The sequence below is a fragment of the Janthinobacterium sp. EB271-G4-3-2 genome (genome assembly GCF_020858035.1).
Classification (GTDB): Bacteria; Pseudomonadota; Gammaproteobacteria; order Burkholderiales; family Burkholderiaceae_D; genus Janthinobacterium; species Janthinobacterium aestuarii.
The window spans coordinates 185571-202548 of record NZ_JACYMG010000002.1 but is presented as its reverse complement, the minus strand read 5'-3'; the positions used below and the strand labels follow the sequence as shown (position 1 = coordinate 202548).

At 62.1% G+C, this 16978-nt stretch carries 15 protein-coding genes; 14 read left to right on the top strand and 1 reads right to left on the bottom strand.

The annotated features are described in order from the left end of the window. Positions 1–17: 17 nt before the first annotated feature. Entirely contained in the window at positions 18–371 is a 354-nt protein-coding gene (locus IGS55_RS05870; RefSeq protein ID WP_230515460.1) for a hypothetical protein, read from the bottom strand. A gap of 138 nt (positions 372–509) precedes the next feature. Between IGS55_RS05870 and gyrA the strand changes: the two genes are divergently transcribed. The 14 genes from gyrA to rfaE1 all read left to right on the top strand — a co-directional run bounded on the left by gyrA (position 510) and on the right by rfaE1 (position 16857). Continuing rightward, on the top strand, positions 510–3188 hold the full coding sequence (gene gyrA, locus IGS55_RS05865) for a DNA gyrase subunit A (protein ID WP_128140252.1): 2679 nt from the start codon (positions 510–512) through the stop codon (positions 3186–3188). A 152-nt stretch (positions 3189–3340) separates the two neighbouring features. Further along, on the top strand, positions 3341–3925 hold the full coding sequence (locus IGS55_RS05860) for a DUF2059 domain-containing protein (RefSeq protein ID WP_230515459.1): 585 nt from the start codon (positions 3341–3343) through the stop codon (positions 3923–3925). Positions 3926–3949: 24 nt separating this feature from the next. Next, entirely contained in the window at positions 3950–5041 is a 1092-nt protein-coding gene (gene serC / locus IGS55_RS05855) for a 3-phosphoserine/phosphohydroxythreonine transaminase (RefSeq protein ID WP_230515458.1), read from the top strand. An 82-nt stretch (positions 5042–5123) separates the two neighbouring features. Then, complete coding sequence (gene pheA / locus IGS55_RS05850) at positions 5124–6194, top strand: prephenate dehydratase (protein ID WP_139090502.1); 1071 nt, start codon at positions 5124–5126, stop codon at positions 6192–6194. Between the two features lie 182 nt (positions 6195–6376). After that, positions 6377–7483: a histidinol-phosphate transaminase gene (hisC, locus tag IGS55_RS05845; RefSeq protein ID WP_230515457.1), complete on the top strand. Its 1107-nt coding sequence runs from the start codon at positions 6377–6379 to the stop codon at positions 7481–7483. 4 nt (positions 7484–7487) lie between these two features. Next, positions 7488–8396 carry a prephenate dehydrogenase gene (locus IGS55_RS05840; RefSeq protein ID WP_230515456.1) on the top strand — a complete coding sequence of 303 codons (909 nt, stop codon included), beginning with the start codon at positions 7488–7490 and terminating at the stop codon, positions 8394–8396. 18 nt (positions 8397–8414) lie between these two features. Continuing rightward, on the top strand, positions 8415–9770 hold the full coding sequence (aroA, locus tag IGS55_RS05835; protein ID WP_230515455.1) for a 3-phosphoshikimate 1-carboxyvinyltransferase: 1356 nt from the start codon (positions 8415–8417) through the stop codon (positions 9768–9770). 84 nt (positions 9771–9854) lie between these two features. Continuing rightward, positions 9855–10523: a (d)CMP kinase gene (cmk, locus tag IGS55_RS05830; RefSeq protein WP_230515454.1), complete on the top strand. Its 669-nt coding sequence runs from the start codon at positions 9855–9857 to the stop codon at positions 10521–10523. Between the two features lie 142 nt (positions 10524–10665). Then, positions 10666–12378: a 30S ribosomal protein S1 gene (gene rpsA, locus IGS55_RS05825; RefSeq protein WP_071650172.1), complete on the top strand. Its 1713-nt coding sequence runs from the start codon at positions 10666–10668 to the stop codon at positions 12376–12378. A gap of 17 nt (positions 12379–12395) precedes the next feature. Next, the gene (locus tag IGS55_RS05820) at positions 12396–12701 is read left to right on the top strand and encodes an integration host factor subunit beta (RefSeq protein ID WP_008446215.1); all 306 of its coding nucleotides are present in this window, start codon (positions 12396–12398) and stop codon (positions 12699–12701) included. A 234-nt stretch (positions 12702–12935) separates the two neighbouring features. Further along, the gene (locus IGS55_RS05815; protein ID WP_034751796.1) at positions 12936–13238 is read left to right on the top strand and encodes a LapA family protein; all 303 of its coding nucleotides are present in this window, start codon (positions 12936–12938) and stop codon (positions 13236–13238) included. Between the two features lie 46 nt (positions 13239–13284). Then, positions 13285–14460: a lipopolysaccharide assembly protein LapB gene (gene lapB / locus IGS55_RS05810; RefSeq protein WP_034751794.1), complete on the top strand. Its 1176-nt coding sequence runs from the start codon at positions 13285–13287 to the stop codon at positions 14458–14460. A 79-nt stretch (positions 14461–14539) separates the two neighbouring features. Further along, a complete protein-coding gene (locus IGS55_RS05805; protein ID WP_230515453.1) occupies positions 14540–15907 on the top strand; it encodes a UDP-glucose dehydrogenase family protein in 1368 nt (455 codons plus the stop codon). Further along, positions 15904–16857, top strand: a complete 954-nt coding sequence (gene rfaE1 / locus IGS55_RS05800) for a D-glycero-beta-D-manno-heptose-7-phosphate kinase (protein ID WP_230515452.1) — start codon at positions 15904–15906, stop codon at positions 16855–16857. The genes IGS55_RS05805 and rfaE1 overlap by 4 nt, the downstream gene beginning before the upstream one ends. The last annotated feature ends 121 nt before the right edge of the window (positions 16858–16978 follow it).

Sequence of the window (16978 nt, the reverse complement as noted above, 5' to 3'; positions counted from 1 at the left end):
GGGGCACACGACCGTGGTTAAATCAAAGCTTGCCCGATTTTAGACCGTGCGTTGTTTTTGCGCAACGAAAATGCCCATTTGTAACGCATCTGTAACAATTGATCGTTTTTCTTGCCACTTTTAAGGGCAGGTATCTTGAACTGACATTGCCATTGTGCATTATCGACAGGGCAACATGCACGGCCCTGGTGCAAACTGCCAATCTTGCCGGTATGGCCAATTTGTACAGGTAGCTGGGCGCGCATGCTAAAATCGTGCGCTTGACTGTTAAGAGTGTCGAGCAAATGCCCACGGCGGCACTGCATGGCCAGCACGTACCCTTGCGGTACCCGTACTGGCCGCGCCGCCAGCCCGCCGATTTGTTCAGGCACTCTGCGACATGGAAGCCGGGCCACGCCAGCAGCGCGCGGCGCGGCGTCCACGACGACAGCCACCCAGGATATGCAGTATTGCGTCATACATTGCGTAACAGATAAGTTAACCACAGCCTGAGATCAGTCGAACCGCCAATGGATCAATTCGCAAAAGAAACAATTCCTATTTCCCTCGAAGAAGAGATGCGCAAGAGCTACCTCGATTACGCCATGAGCGTGATCGTCGGTCGCGCCTTGCCCGATGCGCGCGATGGCTTGAAGCCAGTGCACCGCCGCGTCTTGTTCGCGATGCATGAAATGAATAACGTGTGGAACCGCCCTTACGTCAAGTGCGCCCGCGTGGTCGGCGAAACCATGGGTAAATACCATCCCCACGGCGATGCCTCGATCTACGACACACTGGTGCGCATGGCGCAAGATTTTTCGCTGCGCTACATGCTCGTCGATGGCCAGGGCAACTTCGGTTCCGTCGACGGCGACGGCGCCGCGGCAATGCGTTACACCGAGTGCCGCCTGGACAAGATCGCCAGCGAGCTGCTGGCCGATATCGACAAGGATACCGTCGACTTCCAGCCCAACTACGATGGCAAGGAAAAGGAGCCGACGGTCTTGCCGACGCGTATCCCGAACCTGCTGATCAATGGCTCGTCCGGTATCGCCGTCGGCATGGCGACGAACATTCCGCCACATAACATCACCGAAGTCATCGACGGCGCGCTGCACGTGCTGCGCAATCCCGAGTGCACGATCGATGAATTGATCGAGCTGATCCCGGCGCCGGACTTCCCGACGGCCGGCATCATCTATGGCGTGTCCGGCGTGCGCGACGGCTACCGCACGGGCCGCGGCCGCGTCGTCATGCGCGCCAAGACCCACTTTGAGGAATACGGCAAGGATGGCGGCCGCATCGCCATCATCGTCGACGAGCTGCCATTCCAGGTCAACAAGAAATCCTTGCTGGAACGTATCGCTGAAAACGTGCGCGACAAGAAGCTCGACGGCATTTCCGACATCCGCGACGAATCCGACAAGTCGGGCATGCGCGTGGTGATCGAGCTGAAACGGGGCGAAGTGCCGGAAGTGGTGCTGAACAATCTGTACAAGCAGACCCAGTTGCAAGACACCTTCGGCATGAACATGGTGGCCCTGGTCGATGGCCAGCCCAAGCTGCTGAACCTCAAGCAGATGCTGCAATGCTTCCTGTCGCACCGCCGCGAAGTGGTCACGCGCCGCACCGTGTTCGAACTGCGCAAGGCGCGCGAACGCGGCCACGTGCTCGAAGGCCTGGCGGTCGCGCTGGCCAACATCGATGACTTCATCGCCATCATCAAGGCCGCGCCGACGCCGCCGATCGCCAAGGTCGAGCTGATGGCCAAGGCCTGGGATTCGTCCGTCGTGCGCGAAATGCTGGCCCGCACGGGCGACGGCACGACGCCGGGCGGCGTGGACGCCTACCGTCCGGAAAACCTGCCGAAGCATTACGGCATGCAGACGGACGGTCTGTACAAGCTGTCGGACGACCAGGCGCAGGAAATTTTGCAGATGCGCTTGCAACGCCTGACGGGCCTGGAACAGGACAAGATCGTCAACGAGTACAAGGACGTGATGGAACATATCGCCGACTTGCTCGACATCCTGGCCAAGCCGGAACGCGTCACCGTCATCATCACCGATGAAATGACGGCGGCGAAGAACGAATACGGCGCTGGCAACAAGGACGTGCGCCGCTCGCAGATCGAGCTGAACGCGACCGACCTGGAAACGGAAGACCTGATCACGCCGCAGGACATGGTCGTGACCCTGTCGCACACCGGTTACATGAAGGCCCAGCCGATCACCGAATACCGCGCGCAGAAGCGCGGCGGCCGCGGCAAGCAGGCGATGGCGACGAAAGAGGAAGACTGGATCGACCAGCTGTTCATCGCCAATACGCACGACTACATCCTGTGCTTCTCGGATCGTGGCCGCATGTACTGGCTGAAGGTATGGGAAGTGCCGCAAGGCTCGCGCAATTCGCGCGGCAAGCCGATCGTCAACATGTTCCCGCTGCAGGACAACGAAAAGATCACCGTGATCCTGCCGCTGTCGGGCGAGAACCGCACGTTCCCGGAAGACCATTATGTCTTCATGTCGACCAGCCTCGGTACCGTGAAAAAGACGCCGCTGAAGGACTTCAGCAATCCACGCAAGGCCGGCATCATCGCGGTCGACCTGGACGACGGCGACTTCCTGATCGGCGCGGCGCTGACCGACGGCCAGCACGACGTGATGCTGTTCTCCGATTCGGGCAAGGCAGTGCGCTTCGACGAAAACGACGTGCGTCCGATGGGCCGTACGGCGCGCGGCGTGCGCGGCATGAACCTGGAAGAAGGCCAGCACGTGATCGCCCTGCTGGTGGCCGAGAACGAGCAGCAGTCGGTGCTGACGGCCACGGAAAACGGCTACGGCAAGCGTACGCCGATCACCGAGTACACGCGCCATGGCCGTGGCACGAAAGGCATGATCGCCATCCAGACCAGCGAGCGCAACGGTAAAGTGGTTGCCGCGACCCTGGTCGATACCAGCGATGAAATCATGCTGATCACCACCGGTGGCGTCTTGATCCGCACCCGCGTGTCGGAAATCCGCGAGATGGGCCGCGCGACGCAGGGCGTGACCCTGATCGCCGTGGAAGACGGCACCAAGCTGTCCGGCCTGCAGCGCGTGGTGGAAACGGATATCGACGAAGTCGAGCTGACGACGGAGGCGGACGCCGCGCCTGCGCCGGCGGCGGCTGAACCGGCCGATCCTGTCGATCCGGCCCAGCCGGAGTAAGATGATTGGGGCTCTTTCGGGAGCCCCAATTGCTATTGGCGCGCCATGTGCGCCGCCTGCGGCGTTTCGTAGGTCGGCTTAGCCCGTCGGGCGTAAGCCGACATGCATCGCCGGCAATGTCTATTTACAAGTCACTCAACATTCCGCATGCCATGAGAAAAATCGTCGCCACCTTCTTCGCCGCGTTTTCGCTGGCCTTCCTTGCGACCCTGCCGGCCTTGGCCCAGAGCGCGCAAGCCACGCCCGCGCGCCAGGCCGCACCCAGCCCCGCCATGAAAGTGGCCGTGCGGCGCATGCTCGACGCGATGCAGTTCCCGCAACTGACGCGCAGCATCTTCGACCAGATGCTGCAATCGGTGCCCGCCATGATCCGCCAGTCGGCGCAGCAGCAAATCAACAGCAACCCGAAACTGGACGAACAGCGCAAGGCGCGCGCGCTGGCCAGCGCCGAGGAGGAAATCCCCCTGGCCATCGCCACCCTGACGCAGGTACTGGCCGACCCGACCCTGATCGACGAGCTGGGCGACGAAATGGTGCCCCTGTATGCGCGCTTTTACACGGTGCAGGAAGTCGAGCAGCTGACGGCGTTCTACAAGACGCCGCTGGGCCGCAAGATGCTGGCCACCATGCCGCAGCTGTCGGCCGAATCGATGGCCATCAGCCAGCGCGTGCTGATCCCGCGCGTGAACGCCGTGCTTGACCAGGTCATGCGGGCGGCCACGCAGTCGCCCCAATAACTTCATCTTACTAAGGATCGTATCGTGACGCATATCTACAACTTCTCTGCCGGCCCCGCCGTCCTGCCCAAGGAAGTGCTGCAGCAAGCGGCCTTTGAAATGCAGGACTGGCATGGCAGTGGCATGTCGGTGATGGAAATGAGCCACCGTGGTCCCGAATTCATCTCCATTTACAAGCAGGCCGTGGCCGATCTGCGCGAACTGCTGGCCGTGCCCGAGAACTATAAAATCCTGTTCCTGCAGGGCGGCGGCCTGGGCGAGAACGCCATCATCCCGATGAACCTGGCGGGCCTGGCCGCGCAGCAGCCGGCCACCGTCGACTTCGTGCACACGGGTTCGTGGTCGGGCAAGTCGATCCAGGAAGCGGCCAAGTACGCCAATGTCAACGTGGCCGCGTCGTCGAAGGCTGCCCATTTCACGGGCGTGCCGCCCGTCTCCGAATGGAAACTGACGCCGGGGGCCGCCTACCTGCACATCTGCACCAATGAAACCATCGACGGCGTGGAATTCCAGCAGGCGCCGAACGTGCCGGCAGGGACCACCATCGTGGCCGACATGTCCTCGCACATTCTGTCGCGCGTGATCGACGTGTCGCAATATGGCGTCATCTTCGGCGGCGCGCAGAAAAATATCGGCCCGGCCGGCCTGACCCTGGTCATCGTGCGCGAAGACTTGCTGGGCAAGGCGCTGCCGATCTGCCCGTCGGCTTTCGACTGGACCATCGTGGCCGAACATGAGTCGATGTACAACACGCCGCCCACCTATGGCATCTATATCGCCGGCCTGGTTTTCCAGTGGCTCAAACGCCAGGGTGGCGTTGCGGCCATGGAACAGCGTAATATTGAGAAAGCGGCTCTGCTGTACGCAGCGCTCGATGCGGACGACTTCTACCAGAACCGGGTCGAGCCCGCATACCGCTCGCGCATGACCATCCCGTTCTATCTGCGCGATGAAAGTCTGAACGACGCATTCCTGGCCGGCGCCAAGCAGCGCGGCCTGCTGCAACTGAAGGGCCACAAGTCCGTCGGCGGCATGCGTGCATCGATCTATAACGCGATGCCGATCGAAGGTGTGCAAGCCTTGGTCAACTATTTGAACGAGTTTGCCGGACGCTGAGTCGCTTAACCGACCGCGCCGGCCCGCCGCCGGCGCAGGCCGCGCGGCCATGATTGAAGTACAGCTGACGAAACAAACCACCATGACCGATAAATTGAAACCGCTGCGCGAACAGATCGATGCGATCGACGCGCAAATCCTCGAACTGCTGAACCGCCGCGCGCAAATCGCCCAGGAAGTGGGGCACGTGAAGGCCGAGACGCAGGCGCCCGTGTTCCGTCCCGAGCGCGAAGCGCAGGTGCTGCGCGGCGTGGCCGAGCGCAATCCCGGTCCCATGGGCGACCGCGAAGTGCAGACCATCTTCCGTGAAATCATGTCGTCCTGCCGCTCGCTGGAAAAGCGCGTCACCGTGGCGTATCTGGGCCCGGCCGGCACCTTCAGCGAACAGGCCGTGTATCAGCAGTTCGGCAGCGCCGTCGAAGGCTTGCCGTGCGCGTCCATCGATGAAGTATTCCGTTCCGCCGAGGCGGGGACGGCGGACTTCGGCGTCGTGCCGATCGAGAATTCCTCGGAAGGCGCCGTCAACCGCACGCTGGACATGATGTTGCAGACTAGCCTCATCATCAGCGGAGAAGTGGCGATCGCCGTGCACCACAGCCTGATGACGAAGAGCGGCAACATGGATGGCGTCACCGCCATCTGCGCCCATTCGCAGGCGCTGGCGCAGTGCCAGGTGTGGCTGAACCAGAATTATCCGCACATCGAGCGCCGCGCCGTGGCCTCGAACGCCGAGGCTGCCCGCATGGCTGGCGAAGATGGCACGGTGGCGGCGATTGCCAGCGAACTGGCGGGCGCGCAGTACAAGCTGGGTGTGGTCAAGGGCCATATCCAGGACGACCCGCACAACCGCACGCGCTTTGCCATCGTGGGCACCTTGCAGACGGCGCCGTCGGGCAAGGACCAGACTTCGCTGGTATTGGCCGTGCCGAACAAGGCGGGCGCCGTGTACCAGTTGCTGGCGCCCCTGGCCAAGCACGGCGTGTCGATGACGCGCTTTGAATCGCGCCCGGCGCGCATGGGCAGCTGGGAGTATTATTTCTATGTCGACGTGGAGGGCCACGTGCACGATGCCGCCGTCGCCCAGGCGCTGGCCGAGCTGCAGAGCAATGCGGCGTTTTTCAAGGTGCTGGGGTCGTATCCGGTCAGTCTGTGACTTCGATTGATGCCTGTGGCGGTGTCGGATTACGCTGCGCTAATCCGACCTACGGTAAGCTGTAGGTTGGGTTAGCGCAGCGTAACCCAACAAACAACCACGGTAAGCCGTAGCTTGGGTTAGCGCAGCGTAACCCAACAACAGCCACCAGCCTAATCATTCACCAACTTTTAAAGAACACCATGTCTAAAAATATCGGTCCAGAATACGTCCGCGCCATCGCCCCTTACCAGAGCGGCAAGCCGATCGCGGAAGTTGCGCGCGAATTCGGCCTCGACGAGGCAGCCATCGTCAAGCTGGCGTCGAATGAAAACCCGTACGGCATGCCGGAATCGGCGAAGCAGGCGATGATCGCCGCCATCGACGACCTGGGCCGCTATCCGGACGCCAACGGCTTCGACTTGAAAGCCGTGCTGTCCAAGCGCTACGACGTGCCGGCCGACTGGATCACCCTGGGCAATGGCAGCAACGACATCCTGGAAATCGCCGCGCACGCGTTCGTGCAGCATGGCCAATCCGTCGTCTATTCGCAGTACTCGTTCGCCGTGTACGCGCTGGCCACGCAAGGCCTGGGCGCGCGCCACATCGTCGTGCCGGCGCAAGCCTACGGCCATGACCTGGACGCCATGGCGGCGGCGATCGCCGACGACACGCGACTGGTCTTCATCGCCAACCCGAACAACCCGACCGGCACCTTCCTGACGGCCGCGCAGCTGGAAGCCTTCCTGCAAAAAGTGCCGGCGCACGTCGTCGTCGTGCTGGACGAGGCCTACAACGAATTCCTGTCCGCCGACGACCAGTACGAGTCGACGGCGTGGGTGCGTCAGTATCCGAACCTGGTGGTGTCGCGCACCCTGTCGAAGGCGTATGGCCTGGCCGGCCTGCGCATCGGCTTTGCCATCGCCCAGCCCGTGCTGACGGACCTGATGAACCGCATTCGCCAGCCGTTCAACGTCAACTCGCTGGCGCAGGCGGCAGCGATCGCCGCCCTGAACGACAAGGCCTTCCTCGAGCAAAGCGCGCGCAACAACGCGGCCGGCTACCAGCAGTTCACGGAAGCGTTTGATGCCCTGGGCCTGGAATACGTGCCGTCGCACGGCAATTTCGTGCTGGTGAAGGTGGGCGACGATGACGAAGCTGGCGCGCGCGTGAACCTGGCATTGCTCAAGCAGGGCGTGATCGTGCGTCCCGTCGGCAGCTACGGCTTGCCGCAATGGCTGCGCATTTCCATCGGCCTGCCGCAGGAAAACGCCATCCTCATCGCCGCGCTGACGAAAGCGCTGGCCTGACGATATGACGACGCCCGCACTGAGCAAGGTAGTGATCTTTGGCGTAGGCCTGATCGGGGGCTCGTTCGCGCGCGCCCTGAAACACGCGGGCGCGGTGACCACCGTGGTTGGCATGGGCCGCTCGCCGGCGTCGATGGCGCGCGCGCTCGAACTTGGCATCATCGACGCCATCGGCGGCGACATGGCGCAAGCCTTGCATGGCGCCGACCTGGTGCTGCTGGCCGCGCCCGTGGCGCAGACGGGCGCCATCCTGGCATCCATCGCGCCGCACCTGCAGCCGGGCACCATCGTCACCGATGCGGGCAGCACGAAGAGCGACGTGGTGGCGGCCGCGCACGCGGCCCTCGGTGGCAAGGTGGGGCAATTCGTGCCCGGCCACCCGATCGCGGGGCGCGAGACGAATGGTCCCGATGCCGCCATCATCGACCTGTATCAAGGCAAGAAAGTGGTGCTCACGCCGCTGGCGGAAAACGCCGCGGACGACGTGGAACGGGTGGCGGCCGCGTGGCGCGCCTGCGGCGCCATCCTGCACACCTTGAGCCCCGAAGAACATGACAAGGTGTTTGCCGCCGTCAGCCATCTGCCGCATTTGCTGGCTTTTGCGCTGGTCGACGACATCGCCAACAAACCGCACGCGGGCCTGCTGTTCCAATACGCGGCCAGCGGCTTTCGCGACTTTACGCGCATCGCCGGCTCATCGCCGGAAATGTGGCGCGACATCAGCCTGGCCAACCAGCCGGCGCTGCTGCACGAACTGGACGCCTACCTGGCGCAGTTGACGACTTTGCGCGCCCACCTGGCCGCGCACGACGGCGCCGCCATCGAGGGCGTGTATGCGAACGCTCAGCACGCGCGGCAGCAATGGATCGAGGCGATTGAAACGGCGGAAGTGCCGGCCGCGCCCACACGATAAATACACAAGGATTCCAGCATGACCCAGACCAAGCACTACCCCCACCATATCGATCTGAAGCCGGTGATGCATGCCGAAGGCACGGTGCGCCTGCCCGGCTCGAAAAGCATTTCCAACCGCGTGCTGCTGCTGGCCGCGCTGGCCAAGGGAACGACCAAGATCATCGACCTGCTCGCCTCAGACGACACCTTCGTCATGCTGACGGCATTGACGTCGCTGGGCGTCAAATGGACGCAGGATGAATTGACGGGCGACCCGGCCACCGCCCACCAGGTGCACCACGTGGAAGGCTGCGGCGGCGTGTTCCCGCACCACGAGGCGGACCTGTTCATGGGGAACGCCGGCACGGCGATCCGCCCGCTGACGGCGGCGCTGGCCGTGATCGGCGGCGACTACACCCTGCATGGCGTGTCGCGCATGCACGAGCGCCCCATCGGCGACCTGGTCGACGCGTTGAACGCCGTCGGCACGCAGATCGAATACACGGGCGAGCAGGGCTTCCCGCCGCTGCGCATCCGCCGCGGCCACATCCACGCGCAACGCATCGCCGTGCGCGGCAACGTGTCGAGCCAGTTCCTGACGGCCCTGCTGATGGTGGCGCCGCTGATGGCGCGCGACCATGCGGTCACCATCGATGTCACGGGCGAGCTGATTTCGAAGCCGTACATCGAGATCACCCTGAACCTGATGCGCCGCTTCGGCGTGACCGTCGAGCATGACGGCTGGCAGTCGTTCACCGTGCAGCCGGGCCAGCAGTATCAAAGCCCGGGCACGATCCACGTGGAAGGCGACGCCTCGTCGGCCTCGTATTTCCTGGCGGCCGGCGCCATCGGCGGCGGTCCCGTGCGCGTGGAAGGCGTGGGACGCGACAGCATCCAGGGCGACGTGCGCTTCGTCGAAGCCCTGCAGCAGATGGGCGCGACCATTACCATGGGCGAGAACTGGATCGAAGCCTGCTCGAACGGCGTGCTGAAAGCCGTCGACATGGACTTCAATCACATTCCCGACGCGGCCATGACGATCGCCGTGGCGGCCCTGTACGCGGACGGCACCTCGACCTTGCGCAATATCGCCAGCTGGCGGGTGAAGGAAACGGACCGCCTGGCCGCCATGGCCACGGAATTGCGCAAACTCGGCGCCGAAGTGGAAGAGGGCGCGGACTACCTGCGCGTGACGCCGCCGGCGGAGATCGCCGCCGCCGCCATCGACACGTATGACGACCACCGCATGGCCATGTGCTTCTCGCTGGCCTCGCTGGACGGCGCCGCGCGCCGCGGCAACGAAATGCGCATCAACGACCCGAAATGCGTGGCCAAGACCTTCCCCGAGTATTTCACCGCCTTCGCGGGGATTGCCAAAGATACTCTTATTTAAACGAAGGCAAATTTGGGGTCAGACCCGCCGGGTCTGACCCCAGCTCTTGTCTTGGGGTTCAGTTCTTTTTAAAGTGACAAAATAATGCCGACATCCACCATCCCAGTTATCGCCATCGACGGCCCCACCGCTTCCGGCAAGGGCACGGTGGCGCACCGCGTGGCCGACAAGCTGGGCTTTCATTACCTGGACTCGGGTGCGCTGTACCGCCTGACTGCCTTGAGCGCGCTGCGCCGCGGCACGGACTTGCGCGACGAGCACGCGCTGGCCAAGCTGGCCGAGCACTTGCCTTGCCACTTTGCCAATGGCGAGATCCTGCTGGCGCAGGAAAACGTCACCGAGCAGATCCGTGCCGAAGAAGTGGGCAATACGGCGTCGAAGATTGCCGTGTTGCCAACGGTGCGCCAGGCCCTGGTCAGCTTGCAGCTGGGCTTTCGCAAGACGCCGGGCCTGGTGGCCGACGGACGCGACATGGGCACGGTGATCTTCCCGCACGCCCAATTGAAGGTGTTCCTGACGGCCAGCGTCGAGGCGCGCGCGCAACGGCGCTACAAGCAATTGATAGACAAGGGTTTTTCTGCTAATATGGAAGACCTTCTGATGGATTTGCAGGCGCGGGACGAACGTGATACTCACCGTGCGATTGCGCCGCTGGTCCCCGCGGAAGGGGCGCATGTCCTCGATACGTCGGCAATGACGGCAGATGTTGCCGTTGAAACCGTGTTGAAATGGTATGCGGTAGTTGCAAAATAAGCAGCAAAATAGCGTGTGTTATGTCTGTAGTGCGTGCTATGTGGTGCCCGTTGACGGCTCCTGGCCTGTCCGGGTGTGTCAAAAACCTAACCCAGTTTAAGTCGCATCGTGCGATCTCTGCTGGATAACCTGTGTGAACCCTATGTCTACTGTTACAACTAACGAATCTACCGGTATGGAAAGTTTTGCTGCGCTCTTCGAGGAATCGTTGTCGCGTCAAGATATGCGCTCCGGCGAAGTTATTTCCGCTGAAGTCGTGCGCCTCGACCACAATTTCGTGATCGTGAACGCTGGCCTCAAATCCGAAGCATTCATCCCTGTCGAAGAATTCAAGAACGACCACGGCGAACTGGAAGTCAAAGTTGGTGACTTCGTTTCCGTGGCGATCGAATCGCTGGAAAACGGTTTCGGCGATACCATCCTGTCGCGCGATAAAGCCAAGCGTCTGGCTTCGTGGCTGGCTCTGGAAAAAGCGATGGAATCGGGCGAAATCGTCGTCGGTACCGTCAATGGTAAAGTCAAAGGCGGTCTGACCGTGTTGACCAACGGCATCCGCGCATTCCTGCCGGGCTCGCTGGTTGATACCCGTCCTGTCAAAGACACCACCCCATTCGAAGGCAAAACCCTCGAATTCAAAGTGATCAAGCTGGATCGCAAGCGTAACAACGTGGTTCTGTCCCGCCGCGCCGTCATCGAAGCTTCGATGGGCGAAGAGCGTCAGAAACTGATGGAAACGCTGAAAGAAGGCACGGTCGTGACCGGCGTCGTCAAAAATATCACCGACTACGGCGCGTTCGTGGATCTGGGCGGTATCGATGGCCTGCTGCACATCACCGACCTGGCATGGCGCCGTGTACGTCATCCGTCGGAAGTATTGACGGTTGGTCAGGAAATCACCGCCAAAGTCCTGAAATACGATCAAGAGAAAAACCGTGTTTCGCTGGGCGTGAAACAACTGGGCGACGATCCTTGGACCGGTCTGTCCCGTCGTTACCCACAAAGCACCCGTCTGTTCGGTAAAGTAACGAACCTGACCGACTACGGCGCGTTCGTTGAAGTGGAACAGGGTATCGAAGGTCTGGTACACGTTTCCGAAATGGACTGGACGAACAAAAACGTTGCTCCTAACAAAGTTGTCCAACTGGGCGACGAAGTAGAAGTGATGGTTCTGGAAATCGACGAAGAGCGTCGTCGTATCTCGCTGGGTATGAAACAGTGCAAAGCCAACCCTTGGGATGACTTTGGCGTGACCCACAAGAAGGGCGATAAAGTCCGCGGCGCGATCAAATCGATCACCGACTTCGGCGTGTTCATCGGCCTGGCCGGCAACATCGACGGTCTGGTGCACCTGTCCGACCTGTCCTGGACCGAAACCGGCGAAGAAGCCGTGCGTCGCTTCAAGAAAGGTGACGAACTGGAAGCCATCGTTCTGGCCATCGACGTTGAGCGCGAGCGCGTTTCCCTGGGCGTCAAGCAACTGGAAGGTGACCCATTCAACAACTTCGCAGCCATGAACGACAAAGGCTCGCTGGTAACCGGTACCGTTAAATCGGTTGAGCCTAAAGGCGCCGTGATCCAACTGTCCGAAGAAGTTGAAGGCTACCTGCGCGCTTCCGAAATCTCGCGCGACCGCGTTGAAGATGCTGGCACGCACCTGAAAGTCGGCGATACCGTCGAAGCTATGGTGTTGAACATCGACCGCAAAGCCCGTGGTATTCAACTGTCGATCAAAGCGAAAGACAACGTTGAAACCCAGGAAGCAATGCAGAAGATGGCAGCTACCGACAACAACGCAGCTTCGGGCACCACCAGCCTGGGCGCCTTGTTGAAAGCTAAGTTCGATAACAAGAACTAAGACTGCGGATACGGCAGATGACAAAGTCCGAGCTGATCAACCGCCTCGCTGAGCGTTATTCTCAGCTGGTGGCGAAAGATGCGGAGTATGCCGTCAAGACCATTCTCGATGCGATGACCAACGCCCTGGCGACCGGTCAGCGTATCGAGATCCGCGGTTTTGGCAGTTTTGCCCTGAACAGCAGGCCCCCGCGCATCGGCCGCAACCCGAAATCCGGCGACAAGGTGATGGTTCCCGAAAAACGGGTACCGCACTTCAAACCGGGCAAACAGTTGCGCGAGCGCGTGGACGCGATGGTCGGGCAACCGATCATCGAGGATTAATCGTCTGCTGGAAGGCGACATAAAGAGCGGCGTCCTTGGATGCCGCTTTTTTTTGTTAATATGCTGAGAATACCTGACATAAGCTACTGCGCGTCGCGCTTTGCGGCCTGCGATGCTCACCGTACTTCAGTACGGTTGCGCTTCTCGGCCACAAATCACTGACGCTCGCTACGCTTCTGCCAGGCATTCCGAGGTTGTGCCATACGGCATTTTTTGTACTTTCTGGGCGTATCGATGAAAATCATCTCCACCATCGTTGGCTGTGTTCTTTTCGTCCTGTTCTTCAGTTTTGCGCTGAAGAATGCGCAGGTTGTCGACCTGCATGTTTTCCTCAATTATGAAATTCGCGGCCCCCTGGTCCTGATGCTGCTGGGCTTTTTTGTCGCTGGCGCGAGCCTGGGCGTACTGGCCCTGACGCCGACCGTGTTCCGTCACCGCCGCGAAGCGACCAAGCAAAAAACCACCATTGCCGCGCTGCAGACCGTTGGCGTGGCCAGCAATGTCCAGCCGCAACCGGACAGCGTGAGCGCGCAGTAAGCGCCGCCGTCGCTCCTATCTCTCTTACTCGAATAAAAACAATCGCATGGATTTTGAACTCTGGTGGCTCTTGGGTATCCCGATGTTTTTCGCGCTGGGCTGGATTGCCGCGCGTGTGGACATTCATCAACTGGTGTCCGAATCGCGCAGCCTGCCGCGCAATTATTTCAAGGGCTTGAATTTCCTGCTCAACGAGCAGCATGACAAGGCCATCGACGCCTTCATCGAAGTCGTCAAGCTGGACCCGGAATCGGCCGATATGCACTTTGCGCTGGGCAACCTGTTCCGGCGCCGCGGCGAAACGGAGCGCGCGATTCGCGTGCACCAGAACTTGCTGGCGCGCCCGGACCTGCCGCTGGAACAGCAGGGCCATGCCGCCTATGAGCTGGGCATGGATTACCTGAAGGCAGGCTTGCTGGACCGCGCCGAAGAAACCTTCAACAGCCTGATCGATACGCAATATGCGGCCCAGGCGCGCCGTGCGCTGCTGGAAATCTATCAGCGCGAAAAGGAATGGCCACGCGCCATCGAAGCGGCCGTGGGCTTGCAGGAATCGGGCGCCGGTGCGCGCCAGAAAGAAATCGCCCAGTTCTATTGCGAACTGGCGCACGACGCGCTCGTGCACATGAAGCCGGACGACGCCATGCCGCTGCTGGAAAAAGCCCTGCAGACGGACCGCAAGAGCGTGCGCGCCACCATCCTGACGGGCGACGTGCTGCTGGCGCGCGGCGACGTGGAAGGCGCGCTGACCACCTGGCGCCGCGTGGAGCAGCAAAGCGTGCCGCACGTGGCCCTGGTGGCGCAGCGCCTGATGGATGGCTACACCAAGCTGGGCCGTCCCCAGGAAGGCGTCAACCTGCTGCGTTCCTACCTGGAAGAGGCATCGTCGATCGACCTGATCGAAGTCGTCTTCAAGGCCGTCATCGAGCTCGACGGCGTGGAAGCGGCGAAGCAGCTGGTCAGTGCCGAGCTGCGCCGCACGCCGACCCTGCTGGGCCTCGATAAACTGCTGGAAGCGCGCATGATGGACGCGCCGGCCGCGATCTGGTCCGAGCTGTCGATGGTGAAAAACCTCGTGCACGGCTACACGCAGAAGCTGGCCCGCTACCAGTGCAGCCACTGCGGCTTCAAGGCGCGCCAGTTCTACTGGCACTGCCCTGGCTGCAACAAGTGGGAGACTTACCCACCACGCCGCACAGAAGAACTCAATGTCATGAACTGATTCGTACACGTCACCTTGCCCTGAGCAATGTGGCGTGTACTTCTATGTAAGACCTGCTTTTTATCCATACGGTACATCCATGAAAATCACTATTATCGGCACCGGCTATGTTGGCCTCGTGACCGGCGCCTGCCTGGCGGAGCTGGGCAACGACGTCTTTTGCCTCGACCTGGACGCACAGAAGGTCGCCTTGCTCAACAGCGGCGGCATTCCCATCCATGAACCGGGCCTGGAAGAAGTCGTGGCACGCAACCGCGCCGCCGGGCGCATGACCTTTTCCACCGACATTGAAGCGGCGGCCGCGCACGGCGTGATGCAATTCATCGCCGTCGGCACGCCGCCCGATGAAGACGGCTCGGCCGACCTGCAATACGTGCTGGCCGCCGCGCGCGGCATCGGCAAGTACATGACGGACTTCAAGGTCATCGTCGACAAGTCGACCGTGCCCGTCGGTACGGCCGAAAAAGTGCGCGCCGCCATCCAGGGCGAACTCGATGCGCGCGGCGTGACCGCCACGTTCTCGGTCGCGTCGAACCCGGAATTCCTCAAGGAAGGCGCGGCCGTCGAAGACTTCATGCGCCCCGACCGCATCGTCATCGGCGTCGACGCCACGCCGGACGGCGAACGCGCGCGCGAACTGCTGAAAAGCCTGTACGCGCCGTTCAACCGCAACCACGAACGCACTTACTGGATGGACGTGCGCTCGGCCGAATTCACGAAGTATGCGGCGAACGCCATGCTGGCCACGCGCATCTCGTTCATGAATGAACTGGCGAACCTGGCCGACAAGGTGGGCGTCGACATCGAAGCCGTGCGCCACGGCATCGGCTCCGACCCGCGCATCGGCTACAGCTTCCTGTACGCCGGTTGCGGCTATGGCGGCTCGTGCTTCCCGAAAGACGTGCAGGCGCTCGAGCGCACGGCGCGCGGCCAAGGCCAGGAATTGCTGATCCTGCGCGCCGTCGAAGCCGTCAACGACCAGCAGAAGCAGGTGCTGGGACGCAAAGTGGTCACTCGCTTCGGCGAAGATCTGACGGGCCGGCATTTCGCCGTGTGGGGCCTGGCCTTCAAGCCGAATACGGACGACATGCGCGAAGCGTCGGCCCGCGTGCTGCTGGCCGACTTGCTGGCGCGCGGCGCCACCGTGGCCGTGTACGACCCCGTGGCCATGGCCGAGGCGCGCCGCGTGCTGCAGCTGGACTTGACGCCGGAGCAATTGGCGAAGGTGCGTTTTGCCGACAGTTCGAAAGATGCGCTGCAGGACGCCGATGCGCTGGTCATCGTGACCGAATGGAAAGCCTTCCGCAGCCCCGACTTCGAGCAGGTCAAGGCGCGCCTGAAGCAGGCCGTGATCTTTGACGGGCGCAACCTGTTCGAGCCGGCCGTCATGGCCGAGAACGGCATCGAATACCACGGGATCGGTCGCTCGATCCTGACGCGCGCATGAGCGCCCAAGAGGTGGTCGCCTTGACGGCGCCGGCCGCATTGGCCCAGGTACGCCTGCTGGTGGTGGGCGATGTGATGCTGGACCGCTACTGGTTCGGCGACGTCAGCCGTATATCGCCGGAAGCGCCCGTGCCCATCGTGCGCATCGAGAAGCGCGAAGAGCGCCTGGGCGGGGCGGCCAACGTGGCGCGCAACGCGGCCGCGCTGGGAGCGAAGACGAGCTTGCTGGGCGTGGTCGGCGACGACGAGGCGGGCAGCCAGGTCGAGCGCCTGCTCGAGGGGGGCGGCATCCACAGCTATCTGCAGCGCGATGCGGCCATTTCCACCATCATCAAGCTGCGCGTGATCGGCCGCCAGCAGCAGATGCTGCGCATCGATTTTGAGGATGCGCCCAGCGATACGGTGCTGCGCGACAAGCTGGCGCAGTTCAATGCGCTCTTGCCGCACTACGATGTGGTGATCCTGTCGGACTACGCCAAGGGCAGCCTGGTGAACGTGGCCGAGATGATCAAGGCGGCCCGTGCCGCCGGCAAGATCGTCATGGTCGACCCTAAGGGCGATGATTTCAGCCGCTATACGGGAGCGTCAGTGCTCACTCCGAACAAGTCCGAACTGCGCCGCGTGATCGGCAACTGGAATACGGAAGAGCAACTCACGGAACGCGCGCAGCAGATGCGCGCGCAGCTGGGCCTCGATGCCTTGCTGCTGACCCGCTCCGAAGAAGGCATGAGCTTGTACACGGCCGATGAGGTGCTGCACATGCCGACCGATGCGCGCGAAGTGTTCGACGTCTCGGGCGCCGGCGACACGGTGATCGCCACCATGGCGGCCATGCTGGGCGCCGGCATGGGCCTGGGCGAGGCCGTGCGCACGGCCAACCGGGCCGGCGGCATCGTCGTCGGCAAGCTGGGCACGGCCACCGTCACCCGCGACGAGCTGTTCCCGCAGTAACTATGTTGTATCACCTGCGCCAGGCCGTTTGATCTGGCGCAGGTTTTCCCCTCCTTCCGCTGTCCAGTCTTGTCAACCGTATCACGCCACAGCCGTTAAAGCCGTTAAGGCGCTGCTCTTC